Here is a 14,638-nt window from a genome sequence, read left to right as displayed (position 1 = left end):
CGCAGGGGACAAACCTACCAGCGCAGAAGCCGCGGACCGGACCGCCCGGTTCGAAGCGCCCGGGTCGTGGCGAGCGACGGACTCAGCCCTGCGCGGCGGCCCTCTGAGCGAACGCGCTCTCGTACAGGCACACACTCGCGGCGGTGGCGAGGTTCAGCGACTCCGCGCGACCGAAGATCGGGAGCCTGAGCACCCGGTCGGCGAGTTCCAGCGCATCGTCCTCGAGACCACGGGCCTCGTTGCCGAACAACCATCCGGTGGGCTCGGCGAGCACTCCTTCGGCCCGCGCCTTCAGCAGGTCGTCGCCCTTGACGTCGGCTGCGAGGATGCGGAGCCCGGCGGCGTGCGCCTTCTCGATGACGTCGGGCAACTCCGCGCCGACGGACACGGGCAGGTGGAACAGTGATCCCGTCGTGGCACGCACGACCTTGGGGTTGTACGGATCGACGGTTCGTCCGGTGAGGATCACCGCATCCGCCCCCGCAGCATCGGCGGCACGGATGATCGTGCCGAGATTGCCGGGGTCCCTGATCTCCTCGCAGATCGCGACGAGGCGCGGAGACGCTGCGAAGATGTCGCGCACCGATGTCGGGGTCTGTCGAACGACGGCGACCAGGCCCTGCGGCGTCACCGTGTCGGCCATCGCGTTGAGCACGTACTCGGTGACGTACTCGACGTCGACAGCGGCATCCGTCGCCTTGGCTCGGATGTCGGGATGCTTCTCCCAGCCGGTCGGCGTCGCGAAGAGCTCGACGATCGCCTCAGGACTGTAGGTGAGCGCTTCGCGTACTGCCTGCGGACCTTCGAGAAGGTACAGGCCTGTCTCCGCGCGCGCGCTGCGCTTGGTCAGCTTGGCGACGGAACGGACTCGGGGGGAGCGGGGGTTCTCCAGCACGATCACAGTCTAGAGTTCCGCAGCCGTCCTGCTGCGCACCGGGCGGGGGAACGCGAGAGGGCGCCCTCCCGAAGGAGAGCGCCCTCTGCGTGAAGAGCTGCTTACGCGGCCGACTTCGGAGCATTGACGTCAGAGGGCAGAGCCTTCTTCGCCGTCTCGACGAGAGTCGTGAACGTCGCTGCGTCGTTGACCGCGAGGTCAGCGAGCATACGGCGGTCGACAGTCACGCCCGCGAGGCCGAGGCCCTGGATGAAGCGGTTGTACGTGATGCCGTTCTGGCGTGCAGCCGCGTTGATGCGCTGGATCCACAGGCGACGGAAGTCACCCTTGCGCTTGCGACGGTCCCGGTACGAGTAGACCAGGGAGTGGATGACCTGTTCCTTGGCCTTGCGGTAGAGGCGCGAACGCTGACCGCGGTAGCCGGAGGCGCGCTCGAGGATGACCCGACGCTTCTTGTGGGCGTTTACCGCCCGCTTGACTCTTGCCATTTTCCTGTGTTCCTATTCCTGCGTTCGGGCGCTCAGCGACCGAGAAGCTTCTTGGCGACCTTGGTGTCAGCCTTCGACAGCACCTGGTCCTGGTTGAGGCGGCGGGTGCGACGGCTCGACTTGTGCTCGAGGTTGTGGCGCATGCCGGCCTGCTGCTTCTTCAGCTTGCCGCTGCCGGTGATCTTGAAGCGCTTCTTAGCACCCGAGTGGGTCTTCTGCTTCGGCATCTTCTCTTCCTTCGTATGGCGCCTTCTCAGGCGACGGTGTCAACCCGCGGTGCGGGAGTCTGTGGGGCGGGAGTTACTCCGCTGCGGCCTCGGCCGGCACGTCCGTGTCGCTCTTGGCTTCGCGGGCAGCCTGCTTGTTCGCTGCGCGCTGCGCGTCGCGAACTGCGTTCTGCTCCTGCTTGGCCTCGGACTTGCTCTTGAGCGGAGCCACGATCATGACCATGTTGCGACCGTCGATCGTCGGGTTCGACTCGACGGTGCCGAGCTCCGCGACGTCTTCTGCGAACTTGCGCAACAGACGAACGCCCTGCTCAGGACGCGACTGCTCGCGACCGCGGAACAGGATCATGGCCTTCACCTTGTCGCCGGCCTTGAGGAAGCCCTCGGCGCGCTTGAGCTTCGTCGTGTAGTCGTGCGCCTCGATCTTCAGGCGGAAGCGGACCTCTTTGAGAATGGTGTTCGCCTGGTTGCGGCGAGCTTCCTTCTCCTTCTGGGCGGCTTCGTACTTGAACTTGCCGTAGTCCATGATCTTGACCACGGGCGGCTTCGAGTTGGGTGCGACCTCGACGAGGTCGAGGTCGGCTTCCTGCGCGAGGCGCAGCGCCGCCTCGATGCGGACGACGCCGATCTGCTCACCCGCGGGGCCGACGAGGCGGACCTCGGGGACGCGGATGCGCTCATTGGTGCGGGGATCGCTGATGCGTAACTCCTTAGACGATGGGATTCAGCCACCAGGATGCTGTCGGCATCCCGGGCGAAATCAGAATCGTCCCCCACCCACCGGCTGTCAGACGCCGGCTCCGCACCCTACCTGCCGGATGCATCTGACGACGCGATCCGGTGGAGTGCAAGACCCGGTAGCCTGGAACGGCAAGCGCGGGTGGGAAGTGAATCCTCTTTCGTACCGGAGCATGACGCTCCGGAGCCCGACACAGTCTAACAGAAGGCAAGGCGAAGTGACGAACCAGGCATCGGACGAGGCAGCACGCGAGCGCGAAGAGCGCTGGGCGCGGCAGGAGGAAGCGGCGTCGTCCGCCACCAGGGACATCGCAGATGTTCCCGCCGTCGAGGTGATCACGACGGCAGCCGTGCACCTGATGAGCGCCGCAGCGGTCAAGCTCGGGCTCGCGGACGACCCGAAGGCCGCCGAACAGCTCGACCTCGACGAGGCGCGCAAGCTCATCAACGCCCTGGCAGGGCTCATCACCGCCGGAGCGCCCGAGATCAGCGACATGCACGCGCGGTCGCTCCGCGACGGACTCCGTTCCCTGCAGCTCGCGTTCCGCGAGGCATCCACCATCCCCGACCCGATCGGCAAGGGCCCGGGCGAGAAATGGACGGGGCCGGTCAACTAGACAGCTTCGGAGCCCGGCCCCACTTGGGTCCGGGCTCCGGGATGGTCTTCTCGCGCAAAGAGCGGGGACCCTCCCACTTCGTGGGCCCCTCCCGATTTGCGCGAGAAGACCATCCCTGCGCCCTCGCGTCGGGCCGGCCTTCGTCGCCGCGCGTTGACCTCTGCGGTGGAGCGGGGGGTGGATCAGGGCGAGCGGCGAAGCTTCACGGTGAGCGAGTCGGCGAGCACGGCGATGCGGTCATCGGCCGCCCAGCGCTGAGCCAGACGCGAGAGCACCGCGTCGAGCACCTCGCGTTCGAGGCCGTCGACGAGTTCGAGCACGACGATCAGCTCTGGCCCCCGCAGTCGCGCATCGGGATCTCCTGCAGCGACCGCCACGTCGATCACCGCGAGCTCGTGCGCGATGCTCTCCTGCAGAGCGGTGAAGACCTCGGGAGAGAGGAAGCTCGGCTCCCACGCAAGCCCCTGGGCGATCGCCCACACTGCGGGGCGGCGGAAGACGAACTCCGTGTCTGACGTCGGGTCGAGCACGATGAGGTCGGTGTCCTCCGCGGATGCTGCGAGGGCGGCGCGCAGCGCCTCGACCGGGATCGGGCGAGCTGTCGCATCCCATCGCCGCATCGCGTCGACGGACGAGAACACCGGCTGCACGCGACGACCGTCGGGAGCAGCCACCGTCACTATCGACAGCTCCTGCGTCTTGTCCACTGCGAGGCCGCTGGGTGCCACACCCTCTTCACCCTTCTCGGCGATGAGCGGGATCAGCACCCGAGCAGTGCGGAACGCATCCACGACCTCGGCCTGAGCGCCCTCACCCGCCCGGAACCGGAGAAGAGCGTCGAGGAGCGCGGGATCCGCCGAACCGTCGTCCCCCGCGTGAGGGTTCGCGTCGAAGCTGCGTCCTTCCCAGGGCACGCCGGCGGAGTCACCGTGGTTCGCCGCGGCGGATTCGTGCGAGCCACGATCGTGGGCGCCGTGCCCGCAGGCGTCGTCAGTGCCCTGCGACATCCAGTGCCTCAGCCAGCGTGAACGCGCCGGCGTAGAGCGCCTTGCCGACGATCGCTCCCTCGACACCGAGCGGAACCAGTTCGCGCAGGGCGGCGATGTCGTCGAGGCTCGAGATCCCGCCGGAAGCGACCACGGGCTTCGGCGTGCGGGAGGTCATCTCACGCAGCAGCTCGAGGTTCGGCCCCTTGAGCGTGCCGTCCTTCGTGACGTCGGTGACGACGTATCGGCTGCACCCGGCATCCTCCAGGCGGTCAAGGACCTCCCAGAGGTCGCCGCCGTCCTTGGTCCAGCCACGGGCTGCGAGTGTCGTGCCGCGCACGTCGAGGCCCACGGCGATCGCCTCACCGTAGCGCCCGATCACATCGGCCGCCCATTCCGGGTTCTCGAGCGCAGCAGTGCCGAGGTTGATGCGCGTCGCGCCGCTCTCGAGCGCGGCTTCGAGCGTCGCATCGTCACGGATGCCGCCCGAGAGCTCGACGTTCACGTTCTTGAACTGCTTGATGACCTTGCGGAGGATCGCGGTGTTGCTGCCACGCCCGAACGCCGCATCGAGGTCGACGAGATGGATCCACTCCGCGCCCTGCGCGACCCACTCGCCGGCCGCGTCGAGCGGGTCCCCGTAGTTCGTCTCGGTTCCCGCCTCACCCTGGGTGAGCCGGACCGCCTTTCCGCCGGCGACGTCGACGGCGGGGAGGAGGGTGAGAGCGGGAGACTGCGCGAAGTCGTTCATGACGTCCTCAGGTGAGATGGGAGGGCCGATTCGTCGGCACGAGAGTCGACATTAGCCCGCGCATCCGCCCGCTCCAAACCGATGACCGCAGAGAACACCGGGCACCACGCGGTAGCCTCGAAGACACAGCTGTCCGGTCGGTGAGGAGATGCCCCATGGTGCGCGATGCGGAACCCCGAGGCGGTGGCCCCCTTCGGCGGGGGAACCCGATGCCTCCCGAGGCTCCGGAGATCGTCGCGCCCGTGCCGCCGATGCCGGACGCTTCGGTCCTCCCTGCGGCGCCCGACCTCACACCGGACCGAGGCGACTCCGTCCCGTCGCCGAGGCAGACCCCCGCGACGCCACCGGCTCCCACGACCCGCGCGGCGGCATCTGCGGCACGCACGATTCCGCCGGTGCCTCCGCGACCCGACACACCGCCGCCACCCGCCGGTGTGGCCCCCGCCGAGGCCGCGTCATTGCTGCCCCCGCTGCCTCAGACGACGCCCACAGCGATCGCGCACCCGACGAGCGACGAAGCACCGCGCAGTTCGATGGCGCCTTCTTCGTCTTCTGACGCGTCTTCGACTGCGCGCACCCCAGCGCCCTCGCCGCGCCCCTCCGTCTCTCCGCCCTCTGTCTCGTCTCCCCCCGCCGTCTCGTCTCCCCCGCCTTCTTCCTCGCCCTCGTCACGTCGACTGCAGCGCGAACAGGGGGTCGAACGCCCGTCATTCCTCCAGCAGGAGCGCCGAGAGGAACCCGCACGCCGCGGCGGGCGCGGATTCCTCAATCGCGTGGGATTCTCGCTCGGCCCGAATGCACGAGAACGCGCCATCCGCGACGATGAGCATGCCGTCAGCATGCACTGGCCGGGACCGCGCACGGTCGCAGTGGTCAACGGCAAGGGCGGCGCGGGAAAGACCCCCGCCACGGTGCTGCTCTCGGCCGTCTTCGCCCAATACGGAGGAGCGGGCGTCCTCGCCTGGGACAACAACCAGACACGCGGCACTCTGGGCTGGCGCACCGAGACCGGCGCGCATGATCGAACCCTGCTGGAGCTGCTGCCCCAGACGCAGCATCTGCTCGGCGCCCAGGGACAGTCCGCCGATCTCGCCCACTACGTGCATCACCAGCCGCAGGAGAAGTACGACGTGCTCCGGTCGAAGCCCATCCGGCTGGCGCACGAGAATCGACTCAGCCCTGCTGACGTGGATTCGATCCACGCCGTCGCCGCCAAGTTCTACCGCCTGATCATCATCGATTCGGGGAACGACGAGTCGGACCCGATGTGGCTGCGCATGATCGACCTCGCCGATCAGCTCGTCGTGGCCACCACGACGCGCGACGATCATGCCGAAGCGGGCGCCCTGCTGCTGGAGGCCCTCGAAGATCGCGACGAGCGCTCGGCGCGACTCGCCCAGGAGTCGGTGGTGATCGTCAGCCAGGCGGATCCGAAGGCGACTCCCGGCGACGTCGCCGACGTCGTCGGCGGGTACAGCTCATTGGCACGCGAGGTCGTGCCCATCCCGTTCGATCGGGAGATGGTCGACGGACACCTGCGACTGCGCGCGCTCGCAGAGCCTGCGCAGCAGGCATGGCTCTCGGCCGCCGCCGCCGTGGCCCGCGGCTTCTGACAGCGGGCGCGTTGCACGCAGCGATGGTGCGGCGGCGACGCCCGTCGGATCAGGCGCGCAGGCTGTCGACCCAGTTGCGCAGCAGTCGGATGCCGGCCTCACCGGACTTCTCCGGATGGAACTGCGTCGCCGAGAGCGGACCGTTCTCGACGGCCGCGAGGAACGGATCGCCATACGTCGTCCACGTCAGCACGGGCTGCGGGAACGGCGGGATGACGTCGAGTTCCCAGGACTGCGCCGCATAGGAGTGCACGAAGTAGAAGCGCTCGTTCTCGATCCCCTTGAAGAGCACCGAGTCGGCGCCGGGTTCGACGGTGTTCCAGCCCATGTGCGGCAGCACAGGCGCATTCAGCTCGGTGACCGCTCCCGGCCATTCGCCGAGGCCCTCCGAGTCGTGGCCGCGCTCGACGCCATGCGTGAAGAGCACCTGCATTCCGACGCAGATGCCGAGGACAGGGCGCCCACCGGCGAGCCGCCGATCGATGATCTCGTCACCGCCGTGCGCGCGCAGCGCATCACGGACGGCCTGGAAGGCACCCACGCCGGGGACCACGAGCCCATCGGCCTCGAGCGCCTCCTTGCGATCGCGCGTGAGCACGGCATCCGCCCCCGCCGCGACGAGAGCCTTCACCGCCGAGTGGACGTTGCCGGACTCGTAGTCGAAGACGGCTACCCGAGGAGCTGTACTCACAGTGCACCCTTGGTCGACGGAATGCCGTCGACCAGCGGGTCGAGAGCCTTGGCCTGGCGGAACGCACGTGCGAACGCCTTGTACTCGGCCTCGGCGATGTGGTGCGGGTCGCGCCCGCCGAGCACACGCACGTGCACCGTGAGTCCGGCGTTGAAGGTGATGGCCTCGAAGGAGTGACGCACGAGGGAACCCGTGAAGTGACCGCCGATGAGGTGGTGCTCGAAGCCGACCGGCTCACCGGTGTGCACGAGGTACGGGCGGCCAGAGATGTCGACGACGGCTTGCGCCAGAGCCTCGTCGAGCGGGACGAGGGCGTCGCCGTAGCGTGAGATGCCGGATTTGTCGCCCAATGCCTCTCGGATCGCCTGGCCGAGCACGATCGAGATGTCTTCGACGGTGTGGTGCGCGTCGATCTGCGTGTCGCCGGAGGCACGCACCGTCAGATCGGTGAGCGAGTGCTTCGCGAACGCCGTCAGCATGTGGTCGAAGAACGGCACCGAGGTGTCGATGTGACTCGCACCGGTGCCGTCGAGGTTCACCTCGAGTTCGACCGTGGACTCCGACGTGCTGCGCACGCGTGACGCGGTGCGCGGGGTGTGGGTGGTGCTGCTCATGAAGCCGATCCTATCGAGGCGAGGGCGTCGAGGAACGCGGTGGTCTCACCCTCGGTTCCCGCCGTCACGCGCAGATGACCGGGGATGCCGACGTCACGCACCAGCACTCCGCGGTCGTACAACTGCTGCCACACCTTCTTCGGGTCGGAGACTCCCCCGAAGAGCACGAAGTTCGACCACGACTCGTGCGGGGTGTATCCGAGCGCCTCGAGGGTCGCGGAGATGCGATCGCGCTGCTCGACGATCTCGTCGACCATTCCCAGCATCACATCGGAGTTGCGCAGCGCAGCGACCGCCGCCGCCTGAGTGAGAGCGCTGAGGTGGTACGGCAGGCGCACCAGACGCAGCGCGTCGATGAACGCCGGGTCGGCAGCGAGATAGCCGACCCTGGCGCCCGCGAACGCGAAGGCCTTGCTCATCGTGCGCGACACCGCGAGACGAGGTCGTCCGTCGATCAGGGTCAGCGCGGAGACAGCGTCTCGTGGTGCGAACTCCTGATACGCCTCGTCGACGATCACGATGCCCCGAGACGCCTCATAGACCGCTTCGACGACGTCGAGCCCCAGGGGCGTGCCCGTGGGGTTGTTCGGCGAGCAGAGCAGGATCACGTCGGGATCTGCGTCAGTGACCTGCGCGGCGGCCTCATCCGGTGTGATCGTGTAATCGGGCTGGCGGGTACCGGCGATCCAGCGTGCCCCCGTTCCCTGCGCGATCAGTGGGTACATCGAGTAGGTCGGGGCGAAGCCGAAAGCGGTGCGGCCAGGACCGCCGAACGCCTGCATGATGTGCTGCAGCACCTCGTTCGATCCGTTGCCCGCCCAGATCTGCTCGGGTGCGAGGCCGTGGCCGAGGTAGCGCGCGAATGACTCACGCAGCGTCGTGAACTCCCGGTCGGGATAGCGGTTCACATCGCGCAGCGCGACGGCGATGTCGTCGAGGATGTCGCTTGCCACGGCATCCGGCACGGGATGCGTGTTCTCATTGACATTCAGCGCGATGGGAAGCGGAGCCTGTGGTGCGCCATACGGAGTGAGTCCACGGAGGTCGTCACGAAGGGGCAGGTCGGCGAGTGATGCAGTCACCCTTCCCATGGTAGGCCGCATGGTGACGACGGTCGCTCAGCGTGACGCCCGAGATATGCCGGGACCGCTGATCACTCGGAGAACTGTGCCGGGATGGCCAGCTCGTCGCCGATCTGCAGCGCCGCACCCTGCAGAACGTTGAGCCTGGTGATCTCACCGATGACCTCGCGCGGGTCAGCCTTCGGTGCGACGCTCTCGGCGATCGACCACAGTGTGTCCCCCGGCATCACGGTGACCGTCTCGAAGGAAGCGGTCGCGGCTGCGTCGTTGGAAGCCATTGCGCTGCCACCGCTGAGCGCCCCGAAGGCGATCCCCGCCGCGAGCGGCACCGCAGCCAGAGCCAGCACGACCCGGCGACCGCGCGCCGTCAGCCGAAGGCGGGTCGCCGGCATTGCCGGGGCGATCGCTGCAGTACTGAAGGTGATGGTGCTCATGTCGTGCTCCTCTGCTACTTCCGCACTGGGCGGTGAAGTTGGCGTAGCGTTCGCATTCGCGACTCGGCCGGGAGCCGGGAATGCGAAGCTACGTTCCGAAGGTATCTTCGAATTCGAACATCTGTCAAGAGTTCTTCGAAACCCGCACCGCGAATCAACAGACACGCTCGAACAGATATTCCCCATCCGCGCTTTTCTCGGATACGGTTTCGATAGCAACACCCCATCACGGGCCACCGACATTCGAACCGAGACGCCGGGTCCACACCTGAGGAGCATCATGAGCGACAACGCCGCCACCGAGTCCGAGGCTCCGCGCACCCGTCGCCGGAAGAGCCTGAGTCCCAAGCAGATGGCGATCCTCGAGGTCATCCAGACCTCGATCAGCCGCTACGGCTATCCGCCGAGCATGCGGGAGATCGGCGATGCCGTCGGGCTCAAGTCCCTGTCGAGCGTGACCCATCAGCTCGGTCAGCTCGAACTCAGCGGCTACCTGCGACGCGATCCGGGCAAGACGCGTGCGATGGAGGTGCTCATCGACCTTCCCGGAACGAGTGGCGAGAACCCCGCCGATGTCGCGACCCCCGTCGGCGATGCCGCGCTGGTCCCGCTCGTGGGGCGGATCGCCGCCGGCGTGCCGATCACCGCCGATCAGCAGGTCGAGGAGATCTTCCCGCTCCCCCGCCAGCTCGTCGGCAAGGGCGACCTCTTCATGCTCAAGGTGTCCGGCGAGTCGATGATCGACGCAGCGATCTGCGACGGCGACTGGGTGGTCGTGCGCTCGCAGGGCAGCGCGGAGAACGGCGAGATCGTCGCCGCGATGCTCGATGGCGAGGCGACGGTGAAGGTCCTTCGCCGGCGCGACGGTCACACCTGGTTGCTGCCCCGCAACTCGGCGTTCGAGCCGATCCTCGGCGACGAGGCGGTCATCCTCGGCAAGATCGTCGCCGTGCTGCGCGCAGTCTGATCTCGGTTCCGCGCACAGGGACGCCCTGCCAGGACCGGCGCCGTCACGCAGCGTCCCTTTCGTCATAGGGTCGAAGCATGTCGTCGCCTTTCGGTTCCTGGTCCTCACCGTTCTCCCCGGCATCCGTCGCCGCCTCGTCCCCGCGTATCGACGGTGCGGCATTCGTCGGTGAAGAGATCTGGTGGGGCGAGTCGATTCCGGACGAGCGCGGACGTGTCACGGTGCGCAGTTCGACCGGCGAGATGATGCTCCCCGGTCCGTGGAGCGCGCGGTCTCGGGTGCATGAGTACGGCGGCGGCGCATGGGCAGCGGATGACGAGGGCACCCTGTACTTCGTCGACGGCTCGGATCAGAGGGTCCGGCGGATGCCGCGGGGAGGCCCCCTGCTGCCGCTGACCCCGTCGGGACCGGCCTACGGCGGCCTCCGTCTCGTCGACGGCCGACTGTTCGCGGTTCGCGAGGATCTCGAATCCGAGCCCCACGCGCGGGCGATCGTCGAGATTCCTCTCGACGGATCGGCCGGCGACGACCCCGACCGCCTCCTCACAGTCGTCGAAGGACCGGACTTCTACGCGCATCCTGCACTGTCGCCTGACGGAAGCCGCGTGGCATGGGTCGAGTGGCGAGCTGATCGGATGCCCTGGCAGAGCGCGAGTCTCAGGGTCTCCGACGGTGACGGCACGACGACGCTGCCGACGCGTGCCGCACTGCAACCCGAATGGACCGCTGACGACGAGCTGCACTATGCCGACGACGCCACGGGGCGCTGGACGCTGCACCGACAGGAACTGGACGGGATCACCGCTCGCCGCCCGGCCGAGGCGCTCGTGCTCACCGACCCACCCGCCGACACCGGCTATGGGCTCTGGGTGCTCGGCAACCGCTGGTATCGTCCGCTCGCCGACGGCAGGATCGTCGCGGTCCGCACCGAAGGCCGTGACCGCGTCGTGCTGATCGACGGCGACCGCGACGCACGCACCCTTGCGATCCCGGCAGACGGGCACGTGAGCATCGACGACGTCGTCGGCACGCGGGTGCTGGTATCGGGCAACAGCTCGACGGGTGCGCCCGGCGTGTGGTGCGTCGACGTCGACACGCACTCGACCACCGCAGTGACCGGGGGCGCCCCCTCCGACCCCGCGTGGATGCCACCCGCGTCGACAATCGTCGTGGAGGGCTCGCACGGTCCGGTCCACGCGTTCGTGTACGCGCCTGCGAATCCCGACGAGACCCCCGCCGATCACGAGCTTCCCCCTACATCGTGTTCGTGCACGGGGGCCCCACGGCGCACGTGAGCGGAGCAGCGTCGACCGCCATCGCGTTCTTCACGAGCCGTGGGATCGGCGTGCTCGATGTGAACTACGGCGGCTCGACGGGATACGGACGCGCATACCGCGAACGACTCGACGGCGAATGGGGCGTGGTCGACGTCGACGATGTGATCGCGGCCGCCCGAGGCCTCGCAGATGCCGGCCTCGCCGATCCTTCTCGCATCGCGATCCGCGGCGGTTCCGCAGGCGGCTGGACCGTGCTGTCCGCTCTCGTGCGCGGCGGCACCTTCACCGCGGGCATCAGCCGATACGGTGTCGCGGACCTGCGGATGCTCGTCGAGCAGACCCACGACTTCGAGGCCTCGTACATCGACGGTCTCGTGGGTCCGCTGCCGGAGGCCGAGGCGCTGTACGTCGAGCGGTCACCGCTCACGCATGCCGATCGCATCGATGTGCCGGTGCTTCTGATGCAGGGCGGGACCGACCGGGTCGTGCCTGCCGCGCAGTCGGAATCGATCCGCGATGCTCTCGCAGCCCGCGGCATCGATCACGAGTATGTGCTGTACCCCGAGGAGGGGCACGGGTTCCGCTCGGCGGAGACGATGATCGACGCGCTCGAGCGCGAACTCGCCTTTCTGGGGCGGGTGTTCGGCTTCACTCCCGCAGACTGATCACTCCCCGACGCGGTTACGCAGACGCATGGCGCGTTCTGCCTCGCGCGTGTCCTGCCGCTCGCGCAGAGTCTGACGCTTGTCGAACTCGCGCTTGCCCTTCGCGAGGGCGATCTCGACCTTGGCGCGACCGTCGGAGAAGTACAGCTTGAGAGGGATCAGCGTGTAGCCGCCTGCGGACACGGCATGCTGCAGCTTGGCGATCTCCTCGCGGTGCAGCAACAGCTTGCGGATGCGTTTGGCCGAGTGGTTCGTCCAGTGCCCCTGCGAGTACTCCGGGATGTGCACGGAATCGAGGAACACCTCGTTGCCTTTGACGAACGCATACCCGTCGCTGAGATTCGCACGTCCCTGACGCAACGACTTCACCTCGGTGCCGGTGAGCACCATCCCCGCCTCGTACGACTTCTCGATGTTGTAGTCGTGACGTGCGCGACGATTGGTCGCGATGACCTTCTCCCCGCGTTCCCTGGGCATGATTCTCTCCTGTGCGTAGACGAGCTCCGCGACAGATGAGTCGCGAGCAGCCTGTCAGTCTATACCCGCGACGTGGTCAGGTGCGCAGCCATCGGCGGATCGCGAAGCCGGCGGAGAGCGCGGCGAGCACCACTCCGATTCCGATCAGGACCGGCACCACGAGCGCGGCGTCTCCCATGGATATCCAGGTGGTGATGAAGGGCACACGTCCCCGCAGATACCCCTCGACCCCGAAATGCACACCGGCGACGACAGCCGCGCTGGCCAGCACCGATCCGAGGAGGGCCGCGAACACGCCCTCGAGCACGAACGGCGTCTGGATGAAGCGGTTCGATGCCCCCACCAGGCGCATGATCCCGATCTCCTTGCGCCGTGCGTACGCCGAGAGCCTGATGGTCGTCCCGATCAGGAGGATCGCTGCGATGAGCATGAGCACGGCGATCCCGACGGCGATGTAGGTCGCGACCGTCAAGGCGGAGAAGAGCGGCTCGAGGTACTGCAGTTGGTCCTGAACCTGCTCGACACCCGTGACGCCGTTGAAGGCTTCGGAGATCACCTGAGACTGCCCGGGATCCTTCATCGTGACGAAGAAGACCTCGAACGCCTGCTCGGCGCTGATGAGATTCGCCTGGTCCTCGCCGAGCTGGTCGACGAGCTTCGCGTAGGTGTCTTCCTTCGAGTCGAAGGTGACCTCGCTGATGAGCGGCGCGAGCGCCTCTCCCTCGAGCTGGCTGCGGACGGCGTTCACCTGGTCTTCGGACGCTCCCCCGTCGATGCACGTCGGGGACTCCGAGATGTCGGAGCACATGTAGACCGCGACCTGCGCACGCTCGGTCCAGTACCCGCGCATGGTGCCGATCTGCGCCTGCATGAGGATCGCGGCGCCGACGAACGTCAGCGACACGAAGGTGACGAGCACGACGGAGATGACCATCGAGATGTTGCGTCGAAGCCCCCCGAGGGCCTCGGTGAGGATCAGGCCGATTCTCATGATGTCGGCCCCACTTCCTCGGCACCGTCGTCCGAGAGGCCGAGCCGATCGGCCACTCCCAGCTCTGCGACGTCGACCTCCGGGAGGAGGATCGGATGCGTTCGAGAGCCCACCTGCCCGGTCGACCCGACCTGAGGATCGTCGACCTGCGGCTCGATCGGAACGGCCTGGGCCTCAGGCGTCTCCGACGCCGAAGGAACGGCATCGGCAGCGATCGACTCCGCTCGGCGCTGCGTGTCGAGCTCTTCGGCCAGGGCGGCTCGCACCACCGAGAGGTCGGCGGTCTGGCGCTGCACCTCCTGCACGGCCGTCAGCGCGGCAGCGGCCGCGGCGCCTCGCACCTCTTCAGGAACAAGGCGTGGGATGTTCGAGGTGTCGCCGTAACCGCCGTGCACCTCGTCGCGGACCATCTCGCCGTCACGCAGCTCGATCACGCGACGCTGCATCTGGTCCACGAAGCCCGCTTCGTGGGTGGCCATGAGCACGGTGGTGCCTCCGGCGTTGATCCGGGCGAGCAGCTGCATGATGTCGACGGAGGTGGCGGGATCGAGGTTTCCCGTCGGCTCGTCGGCGAGGAGCACCTGTGGGCGGTTGACCAGAGCGCGCGCGATCGCCACTCGCTGCTGCTCACCACCGGAGAGCTCGTGCGGCATCCGCTTCTGCTTGCCGTCGAGGCCGACGAGCGCGAGCGCCTCGGGCACGGCCTGCTGGATGAAGCCCCGGGACGAGCCGGTGACCTGAAGTGTGAAGGCGACGTTCTGGTAGACCGTCTTCGACGGCAGCAGCCGGAAGTCCTGGAACACCGAGCCGATGTGGCGCCGGAAATAGGGCACCTTGCGGTTCGCCAACGACCGGAGGTCGCGGCCGAGTACGGCGACACGTCCGGTGGTCGGCACATCCTCGCGGAGGATGAGCCGCAGACACGACGACTTCCCCGAGCCCGATGCCCCGACGAGGAAGACGAACTCGCCCCGCTGGACCTCGAAATCGACGCCGGACAGTGCGGGCCTGGAGGTCCCGCGATAGCGTTTCGTGACGTTCTCGAACCGGATCATGGCTTTACGAGCCTAAGCGCGCGGAATCGTCTGGTCGCGAGCGACACCCCCGCCGGCCGCTTCCGTGTCG

At 67.8% G+C, this 14,638-nt stretch carries 19 protein-coding genes; 5 read left to right on the top strand and 14 right to left on the bottom strand.

Annotation, left to right across the window (positions count from 1 at the left end):
• Window positions 1-82: 82 nt before the first annotated feature.
• The 4 genes from ACZZZN_RS04190 to infC all read right to left on the bottom strand — a co-directional run bounded on the left by ACZZZN_RS04190 (window position 83) and on the right by infC (window position 2,334).
• Entirely contained in the window at window positions 83-895 is an 813-nt protein-coding gene (locus tag ACZZZN_RS04190; protein WP_463503956.1) for a TrmH family RNA methyltransferase, read from the bottom strand.
• Window positions 896-996: 101 nt separating this feature from the next.
• Window positions 997-1,383, bottom strand: a complete 387-nt coding sequence (gene rplT, locus ACZZZN_RS04185) for a 50S ribosomal protein L20 (RefSeq protein WP_045252681.1) — start codon at window positions 1,381-1,383, stop codon at window positions 997-999.
• A 32-nt stretch (window positions 1,384-1,415) separates the two neighbouring features.
• Window positions 1,416-1,610 carry a 50S ribosomal protein L35 gene (gene rpmI, locus ACZZZN_RS04180; RefSeq protein ID WP_017828564.1) on the bottom strand — a complete coding sequence of 65 codons (195 nt, stop codon included), beginning with the start codon at window positions 1,608-1,610 and terminating at the stop codon, window positions 1,416-1,418.
• 73 nt (window positions 1,611-1,683) lie between these two features.
• A complete protein-coding gene (gene infC, locus ACZZZN_RS04175; RefSeq protein ID WP_463506544.1) occupies window positions 1,684-2,334 on the bottom strand; it encodes a translation initiation factor IF-3 in 651 nt (216 codons plus the stop codon).
• Window positions 2,335-2,566: 232 nt separating this feature from the next.
• On the opposite strand from infC, the gene ACZZZN_RS04170 reads away from it, so the two are divergent.
• On the top strand, window positions 2,567-2,965 hold the full coding sequence (locus ACZZZN_RS04170; protein WP_241796463.1) for a DUF1844 domain-containing protein: 399 nt from the start codon (window positions 2,567-2,569) through the stop codon (window positions 2,963-2,965).
• Between the two features lie 182 nt (window positions 2,966-3,147).
• On the opposite strand, the gene ACZZZN_RS04165 is transcribed toward ACZZZN_RS04170, so the two are convergent.
• From ACZZZN_RS04165 to ACZZZN_RS04155, 3 genes are all read right to left on the bottom strand, one after another.
• Window positions 3,148-3,972 (bottom strand): SseB family protein, encoded by an 825-nt coding sequence (locus ACZZZN_RS04165; protein WP_463503955.1) that lies wholly within the window; start codon window positions 3,970-3,972, stop codon window positions 3,148-3,150.
• The gene (priA, locus tag ACZZZN_RS04160; protein ID WP_463503954.1) at window positions 3,956-4,702 is read right to left on the bottom strand and encodes a bifunctional 1-(5-phosphoribosyl)-5-((5-phosphoribosylamino)methylideneamino)imidazole-4-carboxamide isomerase/phosphoribosylanthranilate isomerase PriA; all 747 of its coding nucleotides are present in this window, start codon (window positions 4,700-4,702) and stop codon (window positions 3,956-3,958) included. Before priA ends, ACZZZN_RS04165 begins: the two co-directional genes overlap by 17 nt.
• A gap of 707 nt (window positions 4,703-5,409) precedes the next feature.
• A complete protein-coding gene (locus tag ACZZZN_RS04155; RefSeq protein WP_463503953.1) occupies window positions 5,410-5,532 on the bottom strand; it encodes a hypothetical protein in 123 nt (40 codons plus the stop codon).
• 9 nt (window positions 5,533-5,541) lie between these two features.
• On the opposite strand from ACZZZN_RS04155, the gene ACZZZN_RS04150 reads away from it, so the two are divergent.
• Window positions 5,542-6,315, top strand: coding sequence for a MinD/ParA family ATP-binding protein (locus ACZZZN_RS04150; RefSeq protein ID WP_463503952.1), 774 nt, complete (start codon window positions 5,542-5,544; stop codon window positions 6,313-6,315).
• Between the two features lie 49 nt (window positions 6,316-6,364).
• Here the strand turns inward: ACZZZN_RS04150 and hisH are convergent, their stop codons facing one another.
• From hisH to ACZZZN_RS04130, 4 genes are all read right to left on the bottom strand, one after another.
• The gene (hisH, locus tag ACZZZN_RS04145; protein WP_463503951.1) at window positions 6,365-7,006 is read right to left on the bottom strand and encodes an imidazole glycerol phosphate synthase subunit HisH; all 642 of its coding nucleotides are present in this window, start codon (window positions 7,004-7,006) and stop codon (window positions 6,365-6,367) included.
• The gene (gene hisB, locus ACZZZN_RS04140; RefSeq protein ID WP_463503950.1) at window positions 7,003-7,620 is read right to left on the bottom strand and encodes an imidazoleglycerol-phosphate dehydratase HisB; all 618 of its coding nucleotides are present in this window, start codon (window positions 7,618-7,620) and stop codon (window positions 7,003-7,005) included. Before hisB ends, hisH begins: the two co-directional genes overlap by 4 nt.
• Entirely contained in the window at window positions 7,617-8,702 is a 1,086-nt protein-coding gene (locus tag ACZZZN_RS04135) for a histidinol-phosphate transaminase (RefSeq protein WP_463503949.1), read from the bottom strand. The genes hisB and ACZZZN_RS04135 overlap by 4 nt, the downstream gene beginning before the upstream one ends.
• Window positions 8,703-8,773: 71 nt before the next feature.
• A complete protein-coding gene (locus ACZZZN_RS04130) occupies window positions 8,774-9,136 on the bottom strand; it encodes a LysM peptidoglycan-binding domain-containing protein (protein WP_463503948.1) in 363 nt (120 codons plus the stop codon).
• A 280-nt stretch (window positions 9,137-9,416) separates the two neighbouring features.
• On the opposite strand from ACZZZN_RS04130, the gene lexA reads away from it, so the two are divergent.
• From lexA to ACZZZN_RS04115, 3 genes are all read left to right on the top strand, one after another.
• A complete protein-coding gene (lexA, locus tag ACZZZN_RS04125) occupies window positions 9,417-10,103 on the top strand; it encodes a transcriptional repressor LexA (protein WP_312172101.1) in 687 nt (228 codons plus the stop codon).
• Between the two features lie 77 nt (window positions 10,104-10,180).
• A complete protein-coding gene (locus tag ACZZZN_RS04120; RefSeq protein WP_463503947.1) occupies window positions 10,181-11,398 on the top strand; it encodes a hypothetical protein in 1,218 nt (405 codons plus the stop codon).
• Entirely contained in the window at window positions 11,395-12,045 is a 651-nt protein-coding gene (locus ACZZZN_RS04115; RefSeq protein ID WP_463503946.1) for a S9 family peptidase, read from the top strand. The genes ACZZZN_RS04120 and ACZZZN_RS04115 overlap by 4 nt, the downstream gene beginning before the upstream one ends.
• Here ACZZZN_RS04115 and smpB read toward each other — a convergent pair whose 3' ends face one another.
• From smpB to ftsE, 3 genes are all read right to left on the bottom strand, one after another.
• Entirely contained in the window at window positions 12,046-12,522 is a 477-nt protein-coding gene (gene smpB, locus ACZZZN_RS04110; RefSeq protein ID WP_201470220.1) for an SsrA-binding protein SmpB, read from the bottom strand.
• A gap of 76 nt (window positions 12,523-12,598) precedes the next feature.
• Window positions 12,599-13,513: a permease-like cell division protein FtsX gene (gene ftsX, locus ACZZZN_RS04105; RefSeq protein WP_463503945.1), complete on the bottom strand. Its 915-nt coding sequence runs from the start codon at window positions 13,511-13,513 to the stop codon at window positions 12,599-12,601.
• Entirely contained in the window at window positions 13,510-14,568 is a 1,059-nt protein-coding gene (gene ftsE, locus ACZZZN_RS04100) for a cell division ATP-binding protein FtsE (protein ID WP_463503944.1), read from the bottom strand. The genes ftsX and ftsE overlap by 4 nt, the downstream gene beginning before the upstream one ends.
• Window positions 14,569-14,638 lie beyond the last annotated feature (70 nt).

The organism is Microbacterium sp. AC145 (assembly GCF_979258505.1).
The sequence above is the reverse complement of the archived record's forward strand: the minus strand, read 5'-3'. Positions and strand labels throughout refer to the sequence as shown.